Genomic DNA, 21,443 nt, shown 5'->3' with positions numbered 1-21,443 from the left:
CTTACGAAGCGAGGGCAATGTTTTGCGACCGTCCCCGCACCTTACCAGTTTTCATCATGCCATCGTAGTGACGCATGAGCAGGTAGCTTTTCACCTGGTTCATGGTATCTAGTACAACCCCCACCATAATGATCAGAGAAGTGCCGCCATAGAATTGGGCGAATGGACGAGTAACGCCAGCTACCGTAGCCAGCGAAGGCAGGATGGCAATTACGGCCAGAGCAACCGCTCCTGGAAGCGTGATACGAGTTAGCACATCATCGATATACTCAGAGGTATCACGACCAGGTTTTACACCCGGAATGAATCCCCCACTACGCTTCAAGTCGTCGGCAATCTGATTAGGATTGACACTGATGGCAGTGTAGAAGTAGGTGAAGATGATGATTAACAGCCCAAACACCACATTGTACACCCAGTGATTCGGTTGGAACCAAGTACCAATGAGCGTAGCGGTATCACTATTCTTATTCCATGCCGAAGCAGCAATAGCCGGCACAAACATGAGTGACTGGGCAAAGATGATTGGCATTACACCAGCCGCATTTACCTTCATCGGAATATACTGCCGCTGTGAGCTGAGACTTGCAGCACCGCCAATTTGCTTAGCGTATTGAACAGGAATCTGGCGAACTGCCTGCGTGAGAATAATAACTGCCATTACAACTACAAACAGCAGAACCAGCTCAATCAGGAAGAGAAGCGCCCCATTCATACCCCGTGCTTGTCCTTCGCCAATCAGCGCACCAGGCAGGCGCGACACAATTCCAATCATGATAATCATGGAAATGCCGTTGCCGATACCTTTGTCGGTAATCTTCTCCCCCAACCACATGCAGAACAGCGTACCTGCTGTAACAATCATAGCGGTAGAGATGGTGAAGAACACGCCAGGATTTACGATGGCCTCCGCATTAATTGTAGCTATAAACCCTACGGATTGTAGAGCTACAATGGGAATGGTGAGAATACGAGTATACTGGTTGATCTTCTTACGTCCTGATTCCCCTTCCTTCTGGAGCTTCTGGAAGTAAGGAACGGCAATTGTGAGCAGTTGCAGGACAATCGACGCGGAAATATAGGGCATGATGCCCAGCGCGAAAATTGAAGCATGACTGAATGCACCGCCGAGTAGAGTATCTAAGATACCCAACACACCAGTAGCCCCCTCCTGCTTCAACCGATTTGGGTCGACGCCGGGGAGCACCACGTAAGAACCCAGCCGGTAGATGGCAATGAAAAAAAGCGTATTGAAGATCCGCATACGCAGATCTTCAATAGCAAAAATGTTCTTAATCGTGGTGATGAACTTGTTCATTGCCAGTCAGGCTTACAGCGTCACAGCTTTGCCACCAGCCTTCTCAATGGCTTCAACAGCCGATTTGGAGAAAGCATGAGCATGTACTTCCAATGCCTTGGTGATTTCACCACGGCCTAGCACTTTAATCTTGGCGTTCTTCGAAGCCAGACCAGCCGTTACGAAGAAGGCGGCATCCAAAGTGGAAGCACCATTCTCCGTCAGAGCAGCCAGAACATCCAAGTTGATGGCTTTGTACTCTACACGGTTGATGTTCTTGAAACCAAATTTAGGTACGCGGCGCTGCAGAGGCATCTGACCACCTTCGAAGCCCGACTTCTTGGAGTAACCCGAACGGGACTTGGCACCTTTGTGACCACGCGTCGACGTGCCGCCGCGGCCGGAACCCGTACCACGGCCAATGCGCTTTTCGTTGCGCGTGGCACCAGCGGCGGGTTGGAGATTGCTGAGATTCATTTTCGGGAGATTCCTAGAGTTCGGTTACTTCCAACAAGTGCTTAACGGCGTTAATCATGCCAGCAACCTGAGGCGTGTTCTCCACGCTTTTGGTGCTGCCCATTTTGCCGAGGCCCAGGGCCTGCACAGTGCGCTTCTGACGCTCGGGGCGGTCAATAACGCTTTTTACGAGTTTGATTTGGATCTGCGCCATCTGCTCTTAACCGTTAAAAACTTGGGAGAGAGTAATGCCGCGAGCCTGTGCGATTTGCATGGGGTCACGCATTTTCAGCAGGGCATCGAAAGTAGCCTTTACCACGTTGTGGGGGTTCGACGAACCTTTCGACTTGGCCAGTACGTCTTTAATACCAGCGCTTTCGAATACGGCACGCATGGCACCGCCAGCAATTACACCTGTACCAGCAGCAGCCGGCTGAACCAGCACGAAGCCGCCGGAGTATTTGCCTTCCATGATGTGAGGAACCGTGTGCTTGTACAGCGGTACCTTCACCAGGTTTTTCTTCGCGTCGTCAATGCCTTTGGCAATGGCGTCAGTTACTTCGTTGGCTTTGCCCAAGCCGTAACCTACGGTGCCATTGCCGTCACCAACTACCACAATAGCCGAGAAGCTGAAGCGACGACCGCCTTTTACTACTTTGGCCACGCGGTTGATAGCAACCACTTTTTCTTTCAAATCGGAGTCGCCAGTGCGTGACTCTTCCTTCCGGTCATTGCCGCCGCGACGGTCATTGCCACCACCACGACGGTCATTACCACCGCCACGGTTGTCGCCGTTGCCACCACGTGGGCCGTTGTTAAATTCTGCCATGATGATTTAGAAATTGAGGCCGCCTTCGCGGGCTCCTTCTGCCAATGATTTTACGCGGCCGTGGTAGAGGTAACCGGAACGGTCAAATACCACTTTCGAAATTCCTTTTCCTGTAGCACGGGCAGCAAGTTCTTTGCCGACTGCGGCAGCGAGGGCGACTCCGTTGCCCCCTTCCACCGATACGTGCTTCGAGGAAGCAGACGCCAGCGTGTGGCCGGTGGTGTCGTCAATAATCTGAGCATAAATGCCCGTATTGCTGCGGAACACCGACAAACGTGGACGCTCGGACGTGCCAGCCACCTTAGTGCGGATGATGCGCTGGATCCGTTTTCTTCTAGTTGCTTTATCGAAAGCCATGGTGTGATGTTATTTCGAAGCCGTTTTACCAGCCTTACGACGAATCTGCTCACCCACGAAGCGCACGCCTTTGCCTTTGTATGGCTCAACTTTGCGCAACGAGCGAATCTTGGCAGCTACTTGGCCCAGCAGTTGCTTATCAATGCTGGTCAGCGTAACGATAGGGTTTTTACCTTTCTCTGTTACAGCTGTAGCCGTTACTTCTTTCGGCAGAGCCAGGAAGATGTTGTGCGAGTAACCCAGCGACAGTTCCAGCGTAGTACCAGCCATTGAGGCTTTGTAACCTACACCTACCAGTTCCAGCTTCACTTCCTGACCGTTGCTCACGCCGTTCACGGCGTTGTTGAGCAGCGAGCGGTACAGGCCGTGCATGGCTTTGTGGCGCTTCTGTTCGGTGGGGCGGGTCACTACCAGCTGACCGTCTTCGGTTGCTACGGTAATGTCGCGGTCAACCGGAACCGTCAGAGTGCCTTTCGGACCCTTCACGGTAACCGTGTTTTCGTTGCTCACTTCAACCTGCACGTTGCTGGGCAGGCTGATGGGCAGTTTACCAATGCGTGACATAGTCTCGTTTTCCTTTCAGATTAGTAGACGTAGCACAGCACTTCGCCGCCCACGTTCTCGGCTTTCGCCTCTTTCTCCGTCATCACGCCCTTGGACGTTGACAGGATTGCAATACCCAGACCGCTGAGTACGCGCGGCAGGTTCTCCACGTGAGCGTACGTACGCAGACCAGGCGAGCTGATGCGCTCCAGCTTCGTGATGGCGGGCTTTTTGGTAGCCGGGTTGTACTTCAGCGCGATTTTAATCGTGCCCTGTACCGCGGCATCATCAAACCGGTAGCTCTGAATGTAGCCCTTCTTATAGAGCACTTTCGTAATCTCCTTTTTGATGTTGCTGGCCGGGATTTCTACCACCCGGTGATTTGCCTTGATGGCATTGCGTACCCGGGTCAGGTAGTCGGCAATTGGATCTGTGTTCATTCGATTATGAAAATGAAGCGCCCATTTTTAGGGAGCCGCAAAGATATGAAAATTTCGCCGCCACGGAAAGAGGCGACGAAATTTTCGGTTAAGACTACTCAACTCGGCTTTTGAGGGCTCGGCTGATGGTTTCTTGTGGCAACCTGCCAAGTAATAATGCCTTACAGAAAGCTCTGTAATGGCAGGAAGAACAGTGGGATTACCAGCTGGACTTGGTTACACCGGGGATTTTGCCGGCGAGAGCCATTTCGCGGAAACGTACGCGGCTGATGCCGAACTTACGCATGTAACCACGGGGACGGCCGTCGATTTTGTCGCGGTTGTGCAGACGCACGGGCGACGCATTGCGCGGCAGTTTGTCTAGGCCTTCGAAGTCGCCAGCCTCTTTCAGAGCCTTGCGCTTCTCAGCGTAACGGGCTACGGTAGCAATACGCTTCCGCTCCCGTGCTTTCATTGATTCCTTAGCCATTGTTCTGTTTCTTGGCGTTAGCGAAAGGCATTCCGAAAGCGCGGAGCAGCTCGTAGCTCTGCTCGTCGTTCTCAGCCGTCGTTACGAAGGTAATATCCATACCGGCAATCGACTTGATTTTGTCAATCGAAATTTCCGGGAAGATGATTTGCTCTTTGATGCCCAGGGTATAGTTACCGCGGCCATCGAAGCCTTTGTCGTTGATGCCTTTGAAGTCACGAACACGAGGCAGAGCCACCGTCAGCAGACGGTCAAGGAATTCGTACATCTGCTCACCGCGCAGGGTAACGCGGGCGCCGATGGGCATACCTTCACGCAGCTTAAAGTTCGAAACCGAGCGCTTGGCAATGGTTGGAACAGCTTTCTGACCGGTGATGATGGTCAACTCATCAACACCGTTGTCAACCAGCTTCTTGTCAGCTACAGCAGCACCAATACCGCGGTTAATGCAGATTTTGGTGATGCGCGGTACCTGCATGATGCTCTTGAACTGGAATTTCTCTTGGAGCGCCGGTACTACTTCTTTCTGATATTTTTCTTTCAGTCGAGCCATGGTCGTAGAGCGGATTAGGCGTTAGCCGAGTCTACGCGCTTCACGTTGCTCACGTGAATCGGTGCCTCGATCTTGGTGATGCCGCCCTGGGGATTCTTCGCACTGGGTTTGTTGTGCTTGGTAGCCAGGTTCAGGCCTTCCACGATAACACGCTGCGTCGAACGGTTCACCGATTTGATAACACCGGTTTTGCCTTTCTCGTCGCCGGCAATCACCAGAACGGTGTCACCGGTTTTCACGTGCAGTTTCGCGGGCGTTGCTTTGGTTTTCGTTGCCATTGCTTAGAGAACTTCAGGAGCCAGCGAAACAATCTTCATGAACTGCTTTTCACGCAGTTCGCGGGCCACTGGGCCGAAGATGCGGGTACCGCGGGGCTCGTCGTTATTGTTGAGCAGTACGGCAGCGTTGTCGTCGAAGCGGATGTACGAACCGTCTTTGCGGCGTACTTCCTTCTTCGTGCGAACAACTACTGCTTTCGAAACTGCGCCTTTTTTAGCGTTGCCGGAAGGAATAGCCGATTTGATGGCTACTACAATCTTGTCGCCTACGCTGGCGTATTTCTTGCCCGTGCCACCGAGGACACGGATGCAGAGAACTTCTTTGGCGCCGCTGTTATCAGCGACGGTCAGACGGGATTCTTGCTGTATCATCTTACTTGGCGCGTTCTACAATTTCTACCAGTCTCCACCGCTTGTTCTTGCTCAGTGGACGGGTCGACATGATGCGAACCGTATCCCCTTCGCCACATTCGTTGTTCTCGTCGTGGGCCATAAATTTGGTCGACTTGGTAACGAACTTGCCGTAGATCGGGTGTTTCATTTTGCTTTCTACCATCACCGTAATGGACTTGTCCATTTTCGAGGAGGTAACGCGCCCGATGATTTCTTTGCGCAGGTTCCGCTCAACGGCGGTAGTGCCTTGCTGTTCTTCGTTGCTTGCCATCGTTAGTTAGCAGTGTTAGTAGCCTGCTCGTTCTCGCGACGCTTCAACTCGGTCAGCAGACGGGCGACATTTTTGCGGGCTTGCTTCAGACGGAGGGGGTTCTCCAGGGGCGAGATGGCATGCGCAAAGCGCATGGTCTGGCCGTTGGTCTGCTCCGACTTAATCTGGTTTTTGAGGTCCTCCAGCGAGAGGGCGCGGATTTCTGCGTTCTTCATCTTTTACTTGCTTTCTACGTAGTCGCGACGAACAACAAAAGAGGTCCGAACTGGCAGTTTCTGCGCAGCCAGACGCAGCGACTCCTGCGCTACTTCTAGGGAAACCCCATCCGATTCGAACATGATGGTGCCAGGCTTCACGCAGGCTACCCAATACTCGGGCGAACCTTTACCCTTACCCATCCGCACTTCAGCGGGCTTCTTGGTGATCGGCTTATCTGGGAAGATGCGGATCCAAACTTGACCTTCGCGTTTCATGGCGCGGGTCATGGCAATACGAGCTGCCTCAATCTGGCGAGCCGTAATCCACGCTTGTTCCAGCGACTTGATGGCGAACGAACCGAAGTCAATGGAGCTGCCGCGGTGGGCTAAGCCATGCACGCGACCCTTTTGCATCTTGCGATACTTGGTCCTTTTCGGTTGTAACATGAGTTATCTTGAATTAAAATTCGAGAGAAAAGAAAAGGACTAGCGACGGGGGGCGCCACCGCCCTGACCGCCACGGTTCTGGCCACCCTGGCCGCCGCGGCGCTGTCCGCCACCTTGGCCACCACGGTTGTCACCGCCACGGCCTTCGCCACCCCGGTCATTCCGGTCGCGACGCGGGCCACGGTCACCGCCACGGTCACCACGCTCACCGCGCGGGCCACGGTCGTTGCGGCTGTCGCCACCCTGACCACCGGCCGGCTGCTGGTTGGGGGAGAGGTCGGGCTTGCCGAATACCTCACCACGCATAACCCACACCTTGATGCCGATTTTGCCATACACCGTCTGAGCTTCCGACAGAGCGTAGTCGATGTCAGCGCGCAGGGTATGCAGCGGAGTGCGTCCTTCTTTGTATTGCTCGGAACGAGCAATTTCAGCACCGCCCAAACGGCCACCGCACTGGATCTTGATGCCTTCGGCACCAACGCGCAGGGCAGCCTGGATAGCCATCTTCATGGCCCGACGGAACGAAATACGCGCCTGCAGCTGCTGAGCAATGCTCTCACCTACCAGTTTCGCGTCGAGTTCCGGGCGCTTAATTTCGAAGATGTTGATCTGAACGTCTTTGCCGGTAATCTGCTTCAGCTCGTCTTTGATCTTATCAACTTCCTGACCGCCTTTACCGATTACCACACCCGGACGAGCCGTGTTGATGGTGATGGTTACACGCTTCAGGGTACGCTCGATTACGATGCGGCTGATGCCACCTTTCGGGATACGAGCGTTGATGTATTTGCGGATTTTCTCGTCCTCAACCAGTTTGTCGGCAAAGTCCTTGCCGCCGTACCAGTTCGAGTCCCATCCTTTGATGACGCCCAGACGGAAGCCAACCGGATTTACTTTCTGTCCCATAGTGCTTATGCGGTGGCTTCTGCCGTGGTTTCAGTGGATTTTTTAGCCGAGCTGCGACGGGTCGATTTTTTCGGAGCCTCGTCAACACCCGTGGCAGCTGATTTAGTTTCGGCAGCTTGCTTGGCGGCAGCTTTGCTACCGAGGGGCTCCACTTTCGAATCGATGATCAGCGTCACGTGGTTGCTGCGCTTGCGGATGCGGTGGCCACGGCCCTGGGGGGCGGGGCGCAGGCGCTTCAGCATACGGCCTTCGTCCACGAAAATCTCTTTGATATAGAGGTTAGCATCTTCGATGCGCTCATCCTCGTTTTTCTGCTGCCAGTTGGCCAGAGCCGACAGGAGCAGTTTTTCGATTTTAGGAGCACCCGAGTTAGCCTCGAATTTCAGCAGGCCCAGAGCACGAGTCACTTTCTGACCGCGTACCAGGTTGGCTACCAAGCGCATTTTGCGCGGCGAGGTAGGCACGTTCCGGAGTTTAGCTACTGCTTCCATGATTAGCGCTTGCCTTTATCTTTCTTGGCGATATGGCCGCGGAAGTTACGGGTGGGGGCAAACTCACCGAGTTTGTGTCCTACCATGTTCTCCGTTACATACACCGGGATGAACTTATTGCCGTTGTGCACAGCGAAGGTGTGGCCAACGAAATCAGGCGAAATCATCGAGCGGCGCGACCAAGTCTTCACCACCGACTTTTTGCCGGACTCGTCCATTGCCGATACTTTCTTCTCGAGCCGGAAGTCAATGTACGGCCCTTTTTTTAGTGAACGTGCCATTGCTTATTTCTTGCCTTTCCGGCTTACGATCAGGTTCTCGGAATACTTATTCTTGTTGCGGGTCTTCTGGCCTTTCGCGAAGATACCGTTACGGCTGCGTGGGTGACCACCCGACGACTTGCCTTCACCACCGCCCATGGGGTGATCTACGGGGTTCATAGCTACACCACGTACGCGCGGACGACGACCCAACCACCGGTTACGACCGGCTTTGCCGAGACGTACGTTCATGTGGTCACCGTTCGAAACGGTACCAACCGTAGCCATGCAGGTAACCAGTACCATGCGCATTTCGCCGGAGGGCAGTTTCAGGGTGGCGTACTTGTCTTCGCGGGCTACCAGCTGCGCGTAGGTGCCAGCCGAGCGGGCCATAGCTGCTCCTCCACCGGGCATCAGCTCGATGTTGTGCACAATGGTACCCAGCGGAATCTCGCGCAGGGGCAGGGAGTTGCCTACTTCCGGAGCTACGCCCGAACCCGACACTACCGAAGCACCTACGGCCAGGCCGGCAGGAGCAATGATGTAGCGCTTCTCACCATCGGCGTACTGCAGCAAGGCAATACGGGCGGTGCGGTTAGGATCGTACTCAATCGTCTTCACCGTGGCCGGAACACCGGCTTTATCACGCTTGAAGTCGATGATACGGTACTTGGCTTTGTGACCACCGCCGATGTAGCGGTTGGACATTTTGCCCGAGTTGTTACGGCCACCGGAGTTTTTCAGGGGTGCCAACAGCGACTTCTCCGGCGTCGACGCGGTAATCTCGTCGAAGGCCGGGGCGATGCGGAAGCGCTGACCCGGTGATGTTGGTCTTAGTTTTTTGAGTGCCATTACTCTTGCTTAGGAAAAAATTCTTGGCGGGAAGGCAGGCTTAGAGCGTGCTATAGAAGTCGATTACGTCGCCTTCTTTCACGGTCACGATGGCTTTTTTGCCGTGCGGACGACGACCGGAAACGGCGCCGCCTTTCGTGAACTTCGATTTCACTTTGCCGATGGTGCGGATGGTGCTGATGCCCGTTACCGTTACCCCGTACAATTGCTCAATCTCTTTCTTGATCTGAACCTTGTTGGCGTCGATGGCCACTTCGAAAGCGTACTGGCTTTTCTCGTTCAGACCCGTAGCCTTTTCAGTTACGATGGGTTTCTTCAGGATGCTCATTACTCAGCAGTGGTATAGAGTTGTTCCAGTGCGCTCAACCCATCTTCCGACAGCAGTAGGGTGTCGGTGTTCAGCAGGTCGTGGGTGTTGAGAGCTACGGGGGTAGCTACGCTCACGCGCTGAATGTTGCGGGCCGACAGAACGACGTTCTTGTCAACCGAACCAGTTACCAGCAGGGTCTTGCGGCCGTTGTTCAGCTTCAGACCAGCCAGGATGGCGGCAAACTCCTTGGTTTTGGGGGTCGACAGGGAAATGTTTTCCACTACCGATACCTTACCGTCTTTGGCCAGCGCCGACAGAGCCGACAGACGAGCCAGACGCTTGGTTTTCTTGTTCAGCTTGAAGCCATAGTCGCGGGGCTGCGGACCGAAAATACGGCCACCACCTACGAATACACCCGACTTCATGGAGCCGGCACGAGCTCCACCCGTACCTTTTTGCTTTTTCAGCTTCTTGGTGGTGCCGTGTACTTCGTTGCGCTGCTTCGACTTGTGCGTGCCCTGGCGCTGATTGGCCAGGTACTGCTTCACGTCGAGGTACATCACGTGCTCGTTCGGCTCCAGGCCGAAGATGGCGTCGGACAGGGTAACCTTACGGCCGGTGTCCTCGCCTTTGATGTTGATTACTGACAGTTCCATCTTGCTAGCTTATTTTTCCAGGACCACGAAAGAGTTCTTGGCACCGGGAACCGAGCCGCTCACCACGATGAGGTTTTTGTCGGCTACAATGCGCATTACCTTCAGGTTCTGCACTTTCACACGGTCGTTGCCCATGCGGCCACCCATGCGCATTCCTTTGAATACGCGCGAAGGCCAGGAGCAAGCACCGATAGAACCGGGGTGACGGCCGCGGTTGTGCTGACCGTGGGTCTGGCCACCAACACCGGCGAAGTTGTAACGCTTTACAACGCCCTGGAAGCCTTTACCTTTGGAGGTACCTACTACGTCAACGAACTCACCTTCTTCGAAAAGGGTAGCGTCGATGGTAGAACCAGCAGTGAAGCTGCTGGTCTCGTCGGTGCGGAACTCAACGAGTTTTTTCTTGGGGGTGGTTCCGGCTTTAGCGAAGTGACCAGCCAGTGCTTTGGTGGTGTTCTTCGCCTTCTTCTCGCCGTAACCGAGCTGGATGGCCGTGTAGCCGTCCGTTTCGATGGTCTTAACCTGCGTCACTACGCACGGACCCGCTTCGATGAGCGTAACAGGGATGTTCTTCCCGTCCGGAGTGAAGAGGCTTGTCATACCGATTTTTTTACCGATGATGCCAGGCATTCGATTGGGGTTTTAGAAAAAGACACACTTGAAAACGCCCAAGTGGCGTTTTCGGAAATGGAGTGCAAAGCTAGGAAATTGTTATGTGATAATCTAACTACCTTCTGAAATATTTTAAGCGTTAGATAGTTAGCTTCTATAACTGGCTTATGGCGAATAGTGAGGTAGCATTTTAGCTAGAACATAAAGTAGAATGCCAACCGATAGAAGATACCGGCTGGCATACAAATGCTCGCAATTGTTTGGAGGCGCTATACCGGCCGCCACTCTGTTCCCGGCTCTAAAGCAGGCTTCTGCCCTTCCAGCGCCAGCAGAATGAAAAACAGCGCATACCCTAGTCCAACCTGTGTTTCCAGGGTGTATTCTACCAAGAATGAAAGCGTGACGATACAATACTGTGCCAGTAGTAGTGGAGCGTATTGCGGCCATACGCTGATACCAGCATAGTAGAAGCCAACGATAAAAAGCACCAAGCCTACCAGCCCAAATGCCACGGCCGAAAACAGAAACTGGTTATGGGGCTGGATATAGGCTTCCGGACGGATGTTTGGATAATCGCGCTGGTAACGCACGGCCATTTCTGGCTCAATATCCGCCCGCCCTACGCCAAACCAGGGGTTATCTTTCACTACGTCCAGCGCCACTTTGTAGGAGTACACCCGCCCAACCAAGGAATAATTGTTAGCTGAAGCCGTATTATCAACCCGACCCATATCCTCGCGGGTATTGGCCGATTTATTCTGTAGCGTCGGAAACACGGAGTAGCTGATAGCCGGAATTACCACCAGAGTAGCGGCCAGCACTAGCGCCTGTTGATACTGACGCGTCCGGAACACCAGCCAGAGTAGCGCAATTACGGCCATTGTATAGAGCGTTACCAGCCCACTGCGTACTGCCAGCAAATGCTGATAAAAGGCCAGGTAGAGCACCGCCCCCCATAATAGCGCATGCCCCCGGCCTACTATACTCCGGTGAGCTAATAAGCAGACACCAGCCACAATAGCCAAGGTAATCAATAGGCTAAACCGAATATGATCCGGCTCCGTGGGCATTACTTTGGAGCGCAGATACATTTCATTGATCTGGTCGAAATGCAGCAGGTAGTTGCCCGTACTCAGCAGCGCAGCCACTACCGTGGTAGTAAGCAGTACCAACCACAGCAGCCGCAGTTGACGGGTCGACAGCGGAGGCAGCAGCCAAAACGCCACGGGCAGCACGACGAACGGTAACTGCAACACTACGTCCCGACTGTATTCCCCCATACGGGCCGCCGAGGTAGTTAGCCCAGCCCCCACATGTACCAGAAAAATCAGGAGAAACGGCAGGTAGTTGTTTATGGTAGCTCGTTGGTAGCGGCGGCCGTGCAACAGGAAACAGATAAGCGCAGTACCTGCCAGGCCCATCATACCCAAGCTGGGTAACACCCGGAAGAAGCTGCTGGTAAATAAGCCAACTATGATACAGACACAGAAAAAGGTGGCTGCTGCCAACAGCCGGAGAATGGTCAAAACGGACCCTATGGAAGATGCCATGAAACTAAGTAAGGAGCTTGCCAAGTGGCCCGTTCGTCAACGTCGGCCAGAAGCTCCACTGTACATCGAGCCTTTACTTAAGGGACAAGTTGCATCAATAAAAATAGAAAACGCTCCACCGGTTCCGAAGAACCAGTGGAGCGTTTGTCTCACCTATCGGGTGAAATCAGTCCTCAGACTTTGATTTCTACGTCAACGCCGCTGGGCAGTTCCAGCTTCATCAGGGCATCTACGGTCTTCGACGAAGTCGAGTAGATGTCCACGAGGCGCTTGTAGGTGCAGAGCTGGAATTGCTCACGCGACTTCTTGTTCACGTGGGGCGAACGAAGAACGGTGAATTTTTCCTTGTCGGTCGGCAATGGAATGGGGCCGCTTACGATGGCGCCCGTAGCCTTTACCGCCTTCACAATCTTCTCCGACGATTTGTCCACCAGGTTGTGGTCGTAGGATTTGAGTTTGATGCGAATTTTCTGGTTCATGTCTTTGAATGAAAGCGGTATTAGCGAATGGCGTTACCCTTTTGCTTAGCAATGATGCCTTCGGCCAAGTTAGCGGGCACCTGGTCGTAGTGCGAGAACGTCAGCGAGGCGGAAGCACGGCCCGAAGAGATGGTACGCAGCGACGTTACGTAGCCGAACAGTTCCGACAGTGGAACGTCAGCCTTGATAACGTTGGCACCACCTTTCGTGTCCATACCCTTCATGATGCCCCGACGACGGTTCAGGTCACCCGTTACCGAGCCGGTGTACTCGTCCGGCGAAACTACTTCTACAGCCATGATAGGCTCGAGCAGTTTAGGACCAGCTTGCTTACCAGCTTCCCGGAAACCACCACGGGCAGCGAGTTCGAACGACAGAGCGTCCGAGTCAACGTCGTGGTACGAACCGAAGAACAGACGCACGCGCATGCCTTCGATGGGGAAGCCCGCCAGCGGACCGTTCTTCATGGCTTCTTCGAAACCTTTCTGAACCGGCGCAATGAATTCGCGGGGGATAACACCACCCGTGATGTCGTTTACGAACTCCAGGCCGGGTTTCTCCGGATCGGTCAGTTTCGGACCGAGTTCGAATACAATGTCACCGAATTTACCACGACCACCCGTCTGCTTCTTGTAGGTCTCACGGTGTTCAACCGTTTTGGTAAGAACCTCTTTGTAAGCAACCTGAGGAGCACCCTGGTTGATTTCAACCTTGAACTCACGACGCATCCGGTCGATGATGATTTCAAGGTGAAGCTCACCCATGCCTTTCAGTACCGTCTGGCCCGTCTCGGGGTCCGTCTGCACTACCAGGGTGGGGTCTTCTTCTACCAGTTTGGCAATAGCCATACCCATTTTATCAACGTCGGCCTGAGTTTTGGGCTCAATGGCGTAGCCGATTACGGGCTCGGGGAAGCTCATCGATTCCAGTACTACGCGCGACTTCTCGTCAGTCAGCGTGTCACCGGTTTTGATGTCTTTGAAACCCACGCCGGCAGCAATGTCACCAGCCTGGATTTTGTCGATGGGGTTCTGCTTGTTGGAGTGCATCTGCATCAGGCGCGAGATACGCTCCTTCTTGTTCGTGCGGTTGTTGTGCACGTACGAACCAGCGTCGAGCTGACCGCTGTAGCAGCGGAAGAAGCACAGACGACCTACGAAGGGGTCGGTAGCAATTTTGAACGCCAAGGCGGTGAAGGGCTCCGAGTTGTCGGGGTGACGCTCTACTTCCTCGCCGGTATCGGGGTTGGTACCGATGATGGCGGGCATGTCCAGCGGCGAGGGCAGGTAGGCCATTACCGCGTCCAGCATAGCCTGAACACCTTTGTTTTTGAAGGCCGAGCCGCACATTACGGGCGAGAACTTCATGTCGATAACCGCTTTGCGGATTACCGTCATCATTTCCTCACGGGTAATGGAGTCCGGGTCGTCGAAGAATTTCTCCATCAACGTGTCATCGTACTCGGCTACGCTTTCCACGAGCTTCTCACGCCACTCGGCTACCGTATCCACGAGGTCTTCGGGAACCGGAACTTCCTTGTAGGTTTTGCCCTGGGTGGCATCGTCCCACACGATGGCTTTGCCAGTCAGCAGGTCAACTACACCTTTGAACGTGTCTTCAGCGCCAATCGGAATCTGCAGCGGCACGGGGTTAGCACCCAGCTTGTCTTTGATTTCGTTTACGGCTTTGAAGAAGTCAGCGCCGGCACGGTCCATCTTGTTGACGAAGCAGATGCGGGGCACTTTGTATTTGTCAGCCTGACGCCATACGGTTTCCGACTGCGGCTCTACGCCCGAAACGGCGCAGAACAGTGCTACGGCACCGTCCAGTACACGCAGGGAACGTTCCACCTCTACGGTGAAGTCCACGTGACCGGGGGTATCGATCAGGTTGATTTTGTATTGCTTGGTCTCCGGAGTCGGGTCGCCCTGTACGGTCGGGTAGTTCCAGAAGGTAGTAGTAGCAGCCGACGTGATGGTGATACCACGCTCCTGCTCCTGCTCCATCCAGTCCATCGTGGCAGCACCTTCGTGCACCTCCCCGATTTTGTGGGTTTTACCGGTGTAGTAGAGAATGCGCTCCGACGTGGTGGTCTTACCGGCGTCGATGTGCGCCATAATCCCGATGTTCCGGAGGTATTGCAGATCTTGATTAACAGCCATTGCTTTTGTTGTGACGTAGGAATGTTCGTAGTTGAGCTGGCAGAACGCGAAAAATGCATTTCGCATTCCAGCCGCGCCAAACTTCTAGCCTTCCTGCTGGTCTGATTAGAAGCGGAAGTGCGAGAAAGCCTTGTTGGCTTCTGCCATCCGGTGCGTGTCGTCTTTTTTCTTCACGGCAGCACCTTCACCTTTGGCGGCGGCAATGATTTCGCCAGCCAGCTTGTCTTTCATGGTTTTCTCACCACGACGACGAGCATATTGAATCAGCCACTTCGAGCCAACAGCAATACGACGGTCCGGACGAACCTCGGTGGGCACCTGGAAGGTAGCACCACCTACGCGGCGGCTTTTCACCTCCACGGTCGGCATTACGTTGTTCAGGGCCTTACGCCACATTTCCAGGCCGCTTTCCTTGGTGCGCTGCTCAACCAGTTCGCAGGCATCGTAGAAAATGGTGTAGGCCAGGTTTTTCTTCCCGTCGTACATCATGTAGTTGACGAAACGGGTTACCAGCGTCTCCTTGAACTTAGGGTCGGGCAGGAGGATACGCTTTTTTGGTTTTGACTTTCTCATGGGTGTAGAAATGAGCGACGGACAGCAGGCAACGGGCTAAGAACCATTTGCTAGCCGGCGCCGGGCGCTGCCGCCCTCGGTTTCACTTATTTTTTCTTGCCGGGAGCTGGTTTGCCGCCTTTGCCAGCTGCTGCAGCCTGGCCGGGCTTCGGACGCTTAGCGCCGTATTTCGAGCGACGCTGCAGACGGCCGTTTACGCCGGCGGTGTCCAGAGCGCCACGGATGATGTGGTAACGTACGCCGGGAAGGTCTTTCACCCGGCCACCACGGATCAGCACGATGCTGTGCTCCTGCAGGTTGTGGCCTTCACCAGGGATGTAGGCGTTAACTTCTTTGCCGTTGGTGAGGCGCACACGGGCCACTTTACGCATAGCCGAGTTCGGCTTCTTGGGCGTGGTGGTGTACACACGGGTGCAAACGCCACGGCGCTGCGGGCACGAATCCAGAGCCGGCGACTTCGACTTGGTCGTCAGCTTCTCGCGGCCTTTTCGTACTAACTGGTTGATGGTAGGCATCTACGGTAGGTTTTGTCAAGGAGGGTTCTCTCCCAAAAATTAGGCTTGCAAAGGTAGACAAGTTGCCGCCAAATAGCAAACAGGTTGAATTAGTTAATTTTAGAGTGCTTCCATGCCTGTCAACCGGCCCTACTCCACCGACTTACGGAGCTGATTCGGCTGGTAGTACCAAACGGCTAACTCACTGGCAGTGCCGTGGCGCATTCATCCGGCAGGTTTTGCACTCAACGCAGAAGCGGCTTCTATCTTCTCGATAAAAGCCGCTTCAGGTGTTGTAGTATTACGAGGTTTTAGGCCTCTCCTATCTTCCCGCCGAAACCCATTGGATAAAGCGGACCGTCGTTGGGTTGCTCCTTGATGGTGCCGTTGGCCTGCTCGAACCGCTCGATGTTCTCGTTCAGGGCGGCAACCAGCCGCTTGGCGTGCTCCGGCGTAAGGATGATGCGGGATTTTACCTTGGCTTTGGGCAAGCCGGGCATCAGCCGGATAAAGTCAATGACGAACTCGCTGTTGCTGTGCGCAATCATGGCAAGGTTGGCGTATTCACCCTCGGCAATTTCCTCCGACAGCTCGATGCTGATGGCGTTGGGGTCCTGGGGTTGGATGGTTTCGGGCGTGTTTTCGGGTTGGTTCTGTTGGGCCATGTATTTAAGACAGAAGGTTTATTGATTCTAAATTTTCAAAAAAGTAATCGTAGCTACTACATAACCGTAATGCTAGGATCTGTTTTTCCATAGCTTCTTCGTGAATCGAATTGCTAAGAATGTTAAGAATAAGTTGAGCACAAGCGTGAATAGCATTCCTAAGAATTCTTGTTGTGTCAAACTGTGCTTCAACGAAGAATTGATCAGTACAAAGGCCAATATCATACAGCCAAGCGCCATGAACAATGCAAGCGCAAAAGCAAGGGCCAATGCTAGATTGAGTAGTATTTTCATCAGTGCAAATTAAAAGAAAAAGCCGGCCGGGTTTCCCCAGCCGGCTTCTCTTATTCACTCAACTCAAAACTACTCCGAAACCGACTCGCGGCGCGAGGCACGGGCGGGGCGCTTGGTAGGAGCAGCGGCTTCCTCGGTCTTGGCGGCCTGAGCGGCTTCCATTTCCTCTTTCGAGCCCACAATCTGGCGAGTGTACTCGCGCAGACCGGTACCGGCCGGAATGAGGTGACCTACGATTACGTTCTCCTTCAGGCCCAGCAGTTCGTCGGCCTTGCCACGAATGGCGGCTTCCGACAGCACCTTGGTCGTTTCCTGGAAGGATGCGGCCGAGATGAACGACTGAGTACCCAACGAAGCCTGGGTGATACCCTGCAGCGTGGGGCGAGATACGGCCGGCTGAGCGTCGCGTACTTCTACCAGCTGCAAGTCGCGGCGGCGCAGGCTGCTGTTCTCGTCGCGTAGGCGACGAGCCGTTACAATCTGGCCGGGCTTCAGGTTCGTGGAGTCGCCCGCGTTGGTTACCACCTTCATGTCGATGATGGTATCGTTTTCCTCCATGAAGATAATCTTGTCGATTACCTGGTGCTCCAGGAAGGTCGTGTCGCCGGCGTCGAGGATAACCACTTTCTGCATCATCTGGCGAACAACCACCTCGATGTGCTTATCGTTGATTTTCACACCCTGCAAGCGGTACACTTCCTGAATCTCGTTCACGAGGTACTCCTGCACCGCGCCGGGACCCTGAATGTTCAGGATATCGGACGGGGTGATGGCACCATCGGACAGCGGCGAGCCAGCGCGGATGAAGTCGTTGTCCTGCACGAGAATGTGCTTGGACAGCGGCACCATGTATTTCTTCTTCACGCCGTCTTTCGACTCCACGAAGATTTCACGGTTACCACGCTTCACCGTACCGTAGGTTACTACACCGTCGATTTCAGCCACAACGGCCGGGTTCGAGGGGTTACGGGCTTCGAAGAGCTCCGTAACACGGGGCAGACCACCGGTAATGTCGCGGGTTTTGCCCACGGCACGCGGAATCTTGGCCAGAATCTGACCAGCCTTGATTTTCTCGCCGTTCTCCACGTTCAAGTGAGAGCCCACCGGGATGGAGTAGCCTTTCGAACCTTCCATGTCGCCCTTTTTGCCGGGGCGCACGATGATGGCTGGGTTTTGGTCCTTGGCCTTCGATTCGATGATTACTTTCTCGCGGTGACCGGTCTGTTCGTCTGACTCCTCACGGTAGGTAATGCCTTCGGTGATGGCGTCGTACTGAACGGTACCATCAAACTCGGCCAGAATAACGGCGTTGTAGGGGTCCCAGTTGTTCAACTCCTGGCCTTTCTCTACTTCCTGACCTTCGTTTACGAGCAGGAAAGAGCCGTAGGGTACGTGGTTCGAGATAAACACCTTGCCGGTGCCTTTCTCCACGATGCGAATCTCGCCCGAGCGACCCATCACTACTTTCACCGGCTCGCCATCGGCGTTGGCGGTTTCTACAGTGCGGATATCTTCAAACTCAATTACACCGGCGAACTTGGCGCGCAGGCTGGCTTCCACGGCAATGTTAGAAGCCGTACCACCTACGTGGAACGTACGCAGGGTCAGCTGGGTGCCAGGTTCACCGATTGACTGAGCAGCAATTACGCCGACAGCCTCACCCTTCTGTACCATGCGGCCCGACGACAGGTTACGGCCGTAGCACTTACCGCAGATACCACGCTTGCTTTCGCAGGTCAGTACCGAACGGATTTCCACCGACTCGATGCTGGTAGCATCGATGCGACGGGTTACCTCTTCGGTGATTTCCTCACCGGCAGGCAGAATCACTTCGTCCGTCAGCGGGTCCACGATGTCGTGCACGGCTACGCGGCCCAGGATACGCTCGGCCAGGGGTTCTACTACGTCCTCGTTGTCTTTCAGTGCGAAGGTTTCGATGCCGCGGAGGGTACCGCAGTCTACTTCATTCACGATTACGTCCTGCGAAACGTCTACCAGACGACGGGTCAGGTAGCCGGCGTCAGCCGTCTTCAGAGCCGTATCAGCCAGACCTTTCCGGGCACCGTGGGTCGAAATGAAGTACTCAATTACGTCGAGGCCTTCTTTGAAGTTCGACAGAATCGGGTTTTCGATAATCTCACCCACCGAACCCTGCAGCGACTTCTGCGGCTTGGCCATCAGACCCCGCATACCGCCGAGCTGACGAATCTGCTCGCGCGAACCACGGGCTCCGGAGTGCATCATCATGTAAATCGAGTTGAAGCCCTGGTTCTCCTTTTCGAGGCGACCCATGAGGGTTTCAGTGATTTGGTTGTTGATGCGGGTCCAGATGTCGATAACCTGGTTGTACCGCTCGTTGTCCGTAATCAGACCCATCTGGTAGTTCTGGGTTACGGCTTTCACGTCGGCTTGCGCCTGCGCTACGAGGATATCTTTCTCGGCGGGGATGTTGATATCGCCCAGACCCATCGACAGACCACCTTTGTAAGCCGACTGGAAACCCAGCGTCTTGATGTCGTCGAGGAACTGCGCGGTGCGGGCCATGCCGGTCCGCTTGAACACCATCGAAATGATTTGCTGCAGCTTCTTCTTGGTCAGCAGTTCATCCACGAAACCTACTTCAGTAGGTACGAGCTGGTTGAACAGTACGCGACCAGCTACCGTCTCAATAATCTTCGTTACGAGGTTATCGTCCTCGTCGCGAACCTGCGTGCGCACCTTGATGTAGGCGTGCTTCGACAGTTGACCTTCGTTGAGAGCAATTACCACTTCTTCGTCCGAGTAGAACATGCGGCCTTCGCCCTGGATCTGCTCGTCGTCGGTGCTGCGCTTGCCTTTGGTCACGTAGTACAGACCCAGAACCATGTCCTGCGACGGTACCGCAATGGGTGCGCCGTTGGCCGGGTTCAGGATGTTGTGCGACGCCAGCATGAGCATGGAGGCTTCCAGAATAGCGGCCGGTCCCAGGGGAACGTGCACAGCCATCTGGTCACCGTCAAAGTCAGCGTTGAAGGCGGTACAAACAAGCGGGTGCAGCTGAATAGCCTTGCCCTCGATGAGGCGGGGCTGGAACGCCTGGATACCCAAGCGGTGCAGCGTAGGAGCCCGGTTCAGGAGCACCGGGTGGCCTTTCAGCACGTTCTCCAGGATGTCCCATACCACAGCGTCCTTGCGGTCCACGATTTTCTTGGCCGACTTTACCGTTTTCACGATGCCGCGCTCAATGAGCTTACGGATGATGAACGGCTTGAATAGCTCGGCGGCCATATTCTTGGGCAAGCCGCACTCGTGCAGCTTCAACTCAGGGCCAACGACAATAACCGAACGACCGGAGTAGTCGACACGCTTACCGAGCAGATTCTGACGGAAGCGGCCCTGCTTGCCTTTCAGCATATCGGACAGCGACTTCAGGGCGCGGTTGCCTTCGGCGCGCACGGCATTCACCTTACGCGAGTTGTCGAACAGCGAATCGACGGCTTCCTGCAACATGCGCTTCTCGTTCCGCAGAATCACCTCGGGCGCTTTGATTTCGATCAGGCGCTTGAGGCGGTTGTTGCGGATGATTACGCGACGGTACAAGTCGTTCAGGTCGGAGGTAGCGAAACGGCCACCGTCCAGTGGAACGAGGGGACGCAGTTCCGGCGGAATAACGGGCACCATGCGGATTACCATCCACTCGGGCTTGTTCTCCACGCGGGTAGCGGCATCACGGAATGCTTCCACTACGCGCAGACGCTTCAACGCCTCAGCCTTACGCTGCTGCGACGTTTCGTGAGCGGCAGAGTCACGCAGCGAGTAGCTCAGCTCGTCCAAGTTGATGCGCTCCAGCAGGAGTTGCAGGGCATCGGCACCCATGCGGGCAATGAACTTGTTGGGGTCCTCGTTCGGCAGCATCTGGTTCTCCCGGGGGAGTTTGTCGATGATGTCGAGGTATTCGTCTTCGGTGAGGAAGTCGAGCTGTTGCACGCCTTCTTCGCCCAGTACGCCCGGCTGTACGACTACATACCGCTCGTAATAGATGATTTGATCGAGCTTCTTGGTGGGCAGGCCCAGCAGGTAGCCGATTTTATTGGGCAGGGACTTGAAGTACCAGATGTGCGCAACAGGCACTACCAGTTCGATGTGGCCCATCCGCTCCCGGCGTACTTTCTTCTCGGTCACCTCCACGCCGCAACGGTCGCAGATGATGCCTTTGTAGCGAATCCGCTTGTATTTGCCGCAGTGGCATTCCCAGTCCTTCACGGGACCGAAAATCCGCTCGCAAAACAGGCCGCCCATCTCGGGCTTGTACGTCCGGTAGTTGATCGTCTCGGGCTTCACAACCTCACCGTTCGACCGCTCCAGAATGGATTCGGGCGAGGCCAGCGAAATGGTAACTTTCGAGAAGTCCTGTACCAGTTTCTTGTTTTTTGCAAACGCCATGTAGGGTAGCTGTTGTTAGCTGGTGGCTTGTTTTCTGTCCGTTGGCTCTGCCCCTCTTAAGAGGGGTCAGAAAGAACGTAACAGTTCGACTCTGCGAAAAGTGCTCTGTGGGTCGGATAGGTACGCCGCGCAGTAGTTCTTCGCCAGGTCTGGTATGCGGGTGGCTCAGCTAACTGAACCGATT

At 54.6% G+C, this 21,443-nt stretch carries 27 protein-coding genes and 1 pseudogene; all 28 read right to left on the bottom strand.

Going from position 1 to position 21,443, the window contains the following annotated elements; translation table 11 throughout:
- Nucleotide 1: 1 nt before the first annotated feature.
- Nucleotides 2–1,318, bottom strand: coding sequence for a preprotein translocase subunit SecY (gene secY, locus EI290_RS05785; RefSeq protein ID WP_125427655.1), 1,317 nt, complete (start codon nt 1,316–1,318; stop codon nt 2–4).
- A 12-nt stretch (nt 1,319–1,330) separates the two neighbouring features.
- Nucleotides 1,331–1,774: a 50S ribosomal protein L15 gene (gene rplO / locus EI290_RS05780; RefSeq protein WP_125427653.1), complete on the bottom strand. Its 444-nt coding sequence runs from the start codon at nt 1,772–1,774 to the stop codon at nt 1,331–1,333.
- A gap of 13 nt (nt 1,775–1,787) precedes the next feature.
- Complete coding sequence (rpmD, locus tag EI290_RS05775; RefSeq protein ID WP_044003237.1) at nt 1,788–1,967, bottom strand: 50S ribosomal protein L30; 180 nt, start codon at nt 1,965–1,967, stop codon at nt 1,788–1,790.
- A gap of 6 nt (nt 1,968–1,973) precedes the next feature.
- Complete coding sequence (gene rpsE, locus EI290_RS05770; protein ID WP_246008866.1) at nt 1,974–2,582, bottom strand: 30S ribosomal protein S5; 609 nt, start codon at nt 2,580–2,582, stop codon at nt 1,974–1,976.
- Between the two features lie 6 nt (nt 2,583–2,588).
- Complete coding sequence (gene rplR, locus EI290_RS05765) at nt 2,589–2,939, bottom strand: 50S ribosomal protein L18 (protein WP_044003239.1); 351 nt, start codon at nt 2,937–2,939, stop codon at nt 2,589–2,591.
- A gap of 9 nt (nt 2,940–2,948) precedes the next feature.
- Nucleotides 2,949–3,503, bottom strand: a complete 555-nt coding sequence (gene rplF, locus EI290_RS05760; protein ID WP_125427651.1) for a 50S ribosomal protein L6 — start codon at nt 3,501–3,503, stop codon at nt 2,949–2,951.
- 20 nt (nt 3,504–3,523) lie between these two features.
- Nucleotides 3,524–3,922: a 30S ribosomal protein S8 gene (gene rpsH, locus EI290_RS05755; protein WP_044003241.1), complete on the bottom strand. Its 399-nt coding sequence runs from the start codon at nt 3,920–3,922 to the stop codon at nt 3,524–3,526.
- Nucleotides 3,923–4,121: 199 nt separating this feature from the next.
- Nucleotides 4,122–4,391: a 30S ribosomal protein S14 gene (rpsN, locus tag EI290_RS05750; protein WP_044003242.1), complete on the bottom strand. Its 270-nt coding sequence runs from the start codon at nt 4,389–4,391 to the stop codon at nt 4,122–4,124.
- Nucleotides 4,384–4,944 carry a 50S ribosomal protein L5 gene (gene rplE, locus EI290_RS05745; protein WP_125417672.1) on the bottom strand — a complete coding sequence of 187 codons (561 nt, stop codon included), beginning with the start codon at nt 4,942–4,944 and terminating at the stop codon, nt 4,384–4,386. Before rplE ends, rpsN begins: the two co-directional genes overlap by 8 nt.
- A gap of 29 nt (nt 4,945–4,973) precedes the next feature.
- A pseudogene (gene rplX / locus EI290_RS05740) lies at nt 4,974–5,222 on the bottom strand (50S ribosomal protein L24); the annotation flags it as partial.
- 3 nt (nt 5,223–5,225) lie between these two features.
- A complete protein-coding gene (rplN, locus tag EI290_RS05735) occupies nt 5,226–5,594 on the bottom strand; it encodes a 50S ribosomal protein L14 (protein ID WP_110976717.1) in 369 nt (122 codons plus the stop codon).
- 1 nt (nt 5,595) lies between these two features.
- Nucleotides 5,596–5,886, bottom strand: coding sequence for a 30S ribosomal protein S17 (gene rpsQ / locus EI290_RS05730; protein WP_125417670.1), 291 nt, complete (start codon nt 5,884–5,886; stop codon nt 5,596–5,598).
- A gap of 2 nt (nt 5,887–5,888) precedes the next feature.
- Entirely contained in the window at nt 5,889–6,101 is a 213-nt protein-coding gene (gene rpmC / locus EI290_RS05725) for a 50S ribosomal protein L29 (RefSeq protein WP_125417669.1), read from the bottom strand.
- 3 nt (nt 6,102–6,104) lie between these two features.
- Nucleotides 6,105–6,530: a 50S ribosomal protein L16 gene (gene rplP, locus EI290_RS05720; protein WP_125417668.1), complete on the bottom strand. Its 426-nt coding sequence runs from the start codon at nt 6,528–6,530 to the stop codon at nt 6,105–6,107.
- Between the two features lie 39 nt (nt 6,531–6,569).
- The gene (gene rpsC / locus EI290_RS05715) at nt 6,570–7,439 is read right to left on the bottom strand and encodes a 30S ribosomal protein S3 (protein ID WP_125427649.1); all 870 of its coding nucleotides are present in this window, start codon (nt 7,437–7,439) and stop codon (nt 6,570–6,572) included.
- A gap of 5 nt (nt 7,440–7,444) precedes the next feature.
- Nucleotides 7,445–7,930, bottom strand: coding sequence for a 50S ribosomal protein L22 (rplV, locus tag EI290_RS05710; RefSeq protein ID WP_125417666.1), 486 nt, complete (start codon nt 7,928–7,930; stop codon nt 7,445–7,447).
- Nucleotides 7,931–7,932: 2 nt separating this feature from the next.
- On the bottom strand, nt 7,933–8,211 hold the full coding sequence (gene rpsS, locus EI290_RS05705) for a 30S ribosomal protein S19 (RefSeq protein ID WP_110976712.1): 279 nt from the start codon (nt 8,209–8,211) through the stop codon (nt 7,933–7,935).
- Between the two features lie 3 nt (nt 8,212–8,214).
- Entirely contained in the window at nt 8,215–9,042 is an 828-nt protein-coding gene (rplB, locus tag EI290_RS05700) for a 50S ribosomal protein L2 (RefSeq protein ID WP_125427647.1), read from the bottom strand.
- A gap of 40 nt (nt 9,043–9,082) precedes the next feature.
- Nucleotides 9,083–9,370 carry a 50S ribosomal protein L23 gene (gene rplW, locus EI290_RS05695; RefSeq protein ID WP_125417664.1) on the bottom strand — a complete coding sequence of 96 codons (288 nt, stop codon included), beginning with the start codon at nt 9,368–9,370 and terminating at the stop codon, nt 9,083–9,085.
- Complete coding sequence (rplD, locus tag EI290_RS05690) at nt 9,370–10,008, bottom strand: 50S ribosomal protein L4 (protein ID WP_044003254.1); 639 nt, start codon at nt 10,006–10,008, stop codon at nt 9,370–9,372. The genes rplW and rplD overlap by 1 nt, the downstream gene beginning before the upstream one ends.
- Nucleotides 10,009–10,017: 9 nt before the next feature.
- Nucleotides 10,018–10,638 (bottom strand): 50S ribosomal protein L3, encoded by a 621-nt coding sequence (rplC, locus tag EI290_RS05685; protein WP_125427645.1) that lies wholly within the window; start codon nt 10,636–10,638, stop codon nt 10,018–10,020.
- 251 nt (nt 10,639–10,889) lie between these two features.
- Nucleotides 10,890–12,044 (bottom strand): O-antigen ligase family protein, encoded by a 1,155-nt coding sequence (locus tag EI290_RS05680; protein WP_185816861.1) that lies wholly within the window; start codon nt 12,042–12,044, stop codon nt 10,890–10,892.
- A 299-nt stretch (nt 12,045–12,343) separates the two neighbouring features.
- Entirely contained in the window at nt 12,344–12,649 is a 306-nt protein-coding gene (rpsJ, locus tag EI290_RS05675) for a 30S ribosomal protein S10 (protein ID WP_022822123.1), read from the bottom strand.
- 20 nt (nt 12,650–12,669) lie between these two features.
- Nucleotides 12,670–14,811 (bottom strand): elongation factor G, encoded by a 2,142-nt coding sequence (gene fusA, locus EI290_RS05670; RefSeq protein WP_125417660.1) that lies wholly within the window; start codon nt 14,809–14,811, stop codon nt 12,670–12,672.
- Between the two features lie 105 nt (nt 14,812–14,916).
- Entirely contained in the window at nt 14,917–15,384 is a 468-nt protein-coding gene (gene rpsG / locus EI290_RS05665) for a 30S ribosomal protein S7 (RefSeq protein ID WP_110976705.1), read from the bottom strand.
- 86 nt (nt 15,385–15,470) lie between these two features.
- On the bottom strand, nt 15,471–15,899 hold the full coding sequence (rpsL, locus tag EI290_RS05660; protein WP_045688446.1) for a 30S ribosomal protein S12: 429 nt from the start codon (nt 15,897–15,899) through the stop codon (nt 15,471–15,473).
- Between the two features lie 290 nt (nt 15,900–16,189).
- Nucleotides 16,190–16,543, bottom strand: coding sequence for a DUF3467 domain-containing protein (locus tag EI290_RS05655; protein WP_125427641.1), 354 nt, complete (start codon nt 16,541–16,543; stop codon nt 16,190–16,192).
- A 363-nt stretch (nt 16,544–16,906) separates the two neighbouring features.
- A complete protein-coding gene (rpoC, locus tag EI290_RS05650; protein ID WP_125427639.1) occupies nt 16,907–21,259 on the bottom strand; it encodes a DNA-directed RNA polymerase subunit beta' in 4,353 nt (1,450 codons plus the stop codon).
- Between the last annotated feature and the right edge of the window lie 184 nt (nt 21,260–21,443).

The organism is Hymenobacter metallilatus (genome assembly GCF_003944705.1).
GTDB classification, from domain to species: Bacteria; Bacteroidota; Bacteroidia; order Cytophagales; family Hymenobacteraceae; genus Hymenobacter; species Hymenobacter metallilatus.
The sequence above is the reverse complement of the archived record's forward strand: the minus strand, read 5'-3'. Positions and strand labels throughout refer to the sequence as shown.

Coding starts and splice junctions, on each gene's coding strand:
- secY (WP_125427655.1), bottom strand. CDS start 1,318: ATGAACAAGTTCATCACCACGATTAAGAACATTTTTGCTATTGAAGAT.
- rplO (WP_125427653.1), bottom strand. CDS start 1,774: ATGAATCTCAGCAATCTCCAACCCGCCGCTGGTGCCACGCGCAACGAA.
- rpmD (WP_044003237.1), bottom strand. CDS start 1,967: ATGGCGCAGATCCAAATCAAACTCGTAAAAAGCGTTATTGACCGCCCC.
- rpsE (WP_246008866.1), bottom strand. CDS start 2,582: ATGGCAGAATTTAACAACGGCCCACGTGGTGGCAACGGCGACAACCGT.
- rplR (WP_044003239.1), bottom strand. CDS start 2,939: ATGGCTTTCGATAAAGCAACTAGAAGAAAACGGATCCAGCGCATCATC.
- rplF (WP_125427651.1), bottom strand. CDS start 3,503: ATGTCACGCATTGGTAAACTGCCCATCAGCCTGCCCAGCAACGTGCAG.
- rpsH (WP_044003241.1), bottom strand. CDS start 3,922: ATGAACACAGATCCAATTGCCGACTACCTGACCCGGGTACGCAATGCC.
- rpsN (WP_044003242.1), bottom strand. CDS start 4,391: ATGGCTAAGGAATCAATGAAAGCACGGGAGCGGAAGCGTATTGCTACC.
- rplE (WP_125417672.1), bottom strand. CDS start 4,944: ATGGCTCGACTGAAAGAAAAATATCAGAAAGAAGTAGTACCGGCGCTC.
- rplN (WP_110976717.1), bottom strand. CDS start 5,594: ATGATACAGCAAGAATCCCGTCTGACCGTCGCTGATAACAGCGGCGCC.
- rpsQ (WP_125417670.1), bottom strand. CDS start 5,886: ATGGCAAGCAACGAAGAACAGCAAGGCACTACCGCCGTTGAGCGGAAC.
- rpmC (WP_125417669.1), bottom strand. CDS start 6,101: ATGAAGAACGCAGAAATCCGCGCCCTCTCGCTGGAGGACCTCAAAAAC.
- rplP (WP_125417668.1), bottom strand. CDS start 6,530: ATGTTACAACCGAAAAGGACCAAGTATCGCAAGATGCAAAAGGGTCGC.
- rpsC (WP_125427649.1), bottom strand. CDS start 7,439: ATGGGACAGAAAGTAAATCCGGTTGGCTTCCGTCTGGGCGTCATCAAA.
- rplV (WP_125417666.1), bottom strand. CDS start 7,930: ATGGAAGCAGTAGCTAAACTCCGGAACGTGCCTACCTCGCCGCGCAAA.
- rpsS (WP_110976712.1), bottom strand. CDS start 8,211: ATGGCACGTTCACTAAAAAAAGGGCCGTACATTGACTTCCGGCTCGAG.
- rplB (WP_125427647.1), bottom strand. CDS start 9,042: ATGGCACTCAAAAAACTAAGACCAACATCACCGGGTCAGCGCTTCCGC.
- rplW (WP_125417664.1), bottom strand. CDS start 9,370: ATGAGCATCCTGAAGAAACCCATCGTAACTGAAAAGGCTACGGGTCTG.
- rplD (WP_044003254.1), bottom strand. CDS start 10,008: ATGGAACTGTCAGTAATCAACATCAAAGGCGAGGACACCGGCCGTAAG.
- rplC (WP_125427645.1), bottom strand. CDS start 10,638: ATGCCTGGCATCATCGGTAAAAAAATCGGTATGACAAGCCTCTTCACT.
- EI290_RS05680 (WP_185816861.1), bottom strand. CDS start 12,044: ATGATGGGCCTGGCAGGTACTGCGCTTATCTGTTTCCTGTTGCACGGC.
- rpsJ (WP_022822123.1), bottom strand. CDS start 12,649: ATGAACCAGAAAATTCGCATCAAACTCAAATCCTACGACCACAACCTG.
- fusA (WP_125417660.1), bottom strand. CDS start 14,811: ATGGCTGTTAATCAAGATCTGCAATACCTCCGGAACATCGGGATTATG.
- rpsG (WP_110976705.1), bottom strand. CDS start 15,384: ATGAGAAAGTCAAAACCAAAAAAGCGTATCCTCCTGCCCGACCCTAAG.
- rpsL (WP_045688446.1), bottom strand. CDS start 15,899: ATGCCTACCATCAACCAGTTAGTACGAAAAGGCCGCGAGAAGCTGACG.
- EI290_RS05655 (WP_125427641.1), bottom strand. CDS start 16,543: ATGGCCCAACAGAACCAACCCGAAAACACGCCCGAAACCATCCAACCC.
- rpoC (WP_125427639.1), bottom strand. CDS start 21,259: ATGGCGTTTGCAAAAAACAAGAAACTGGTACAGGACTTCTCGAAAGTT.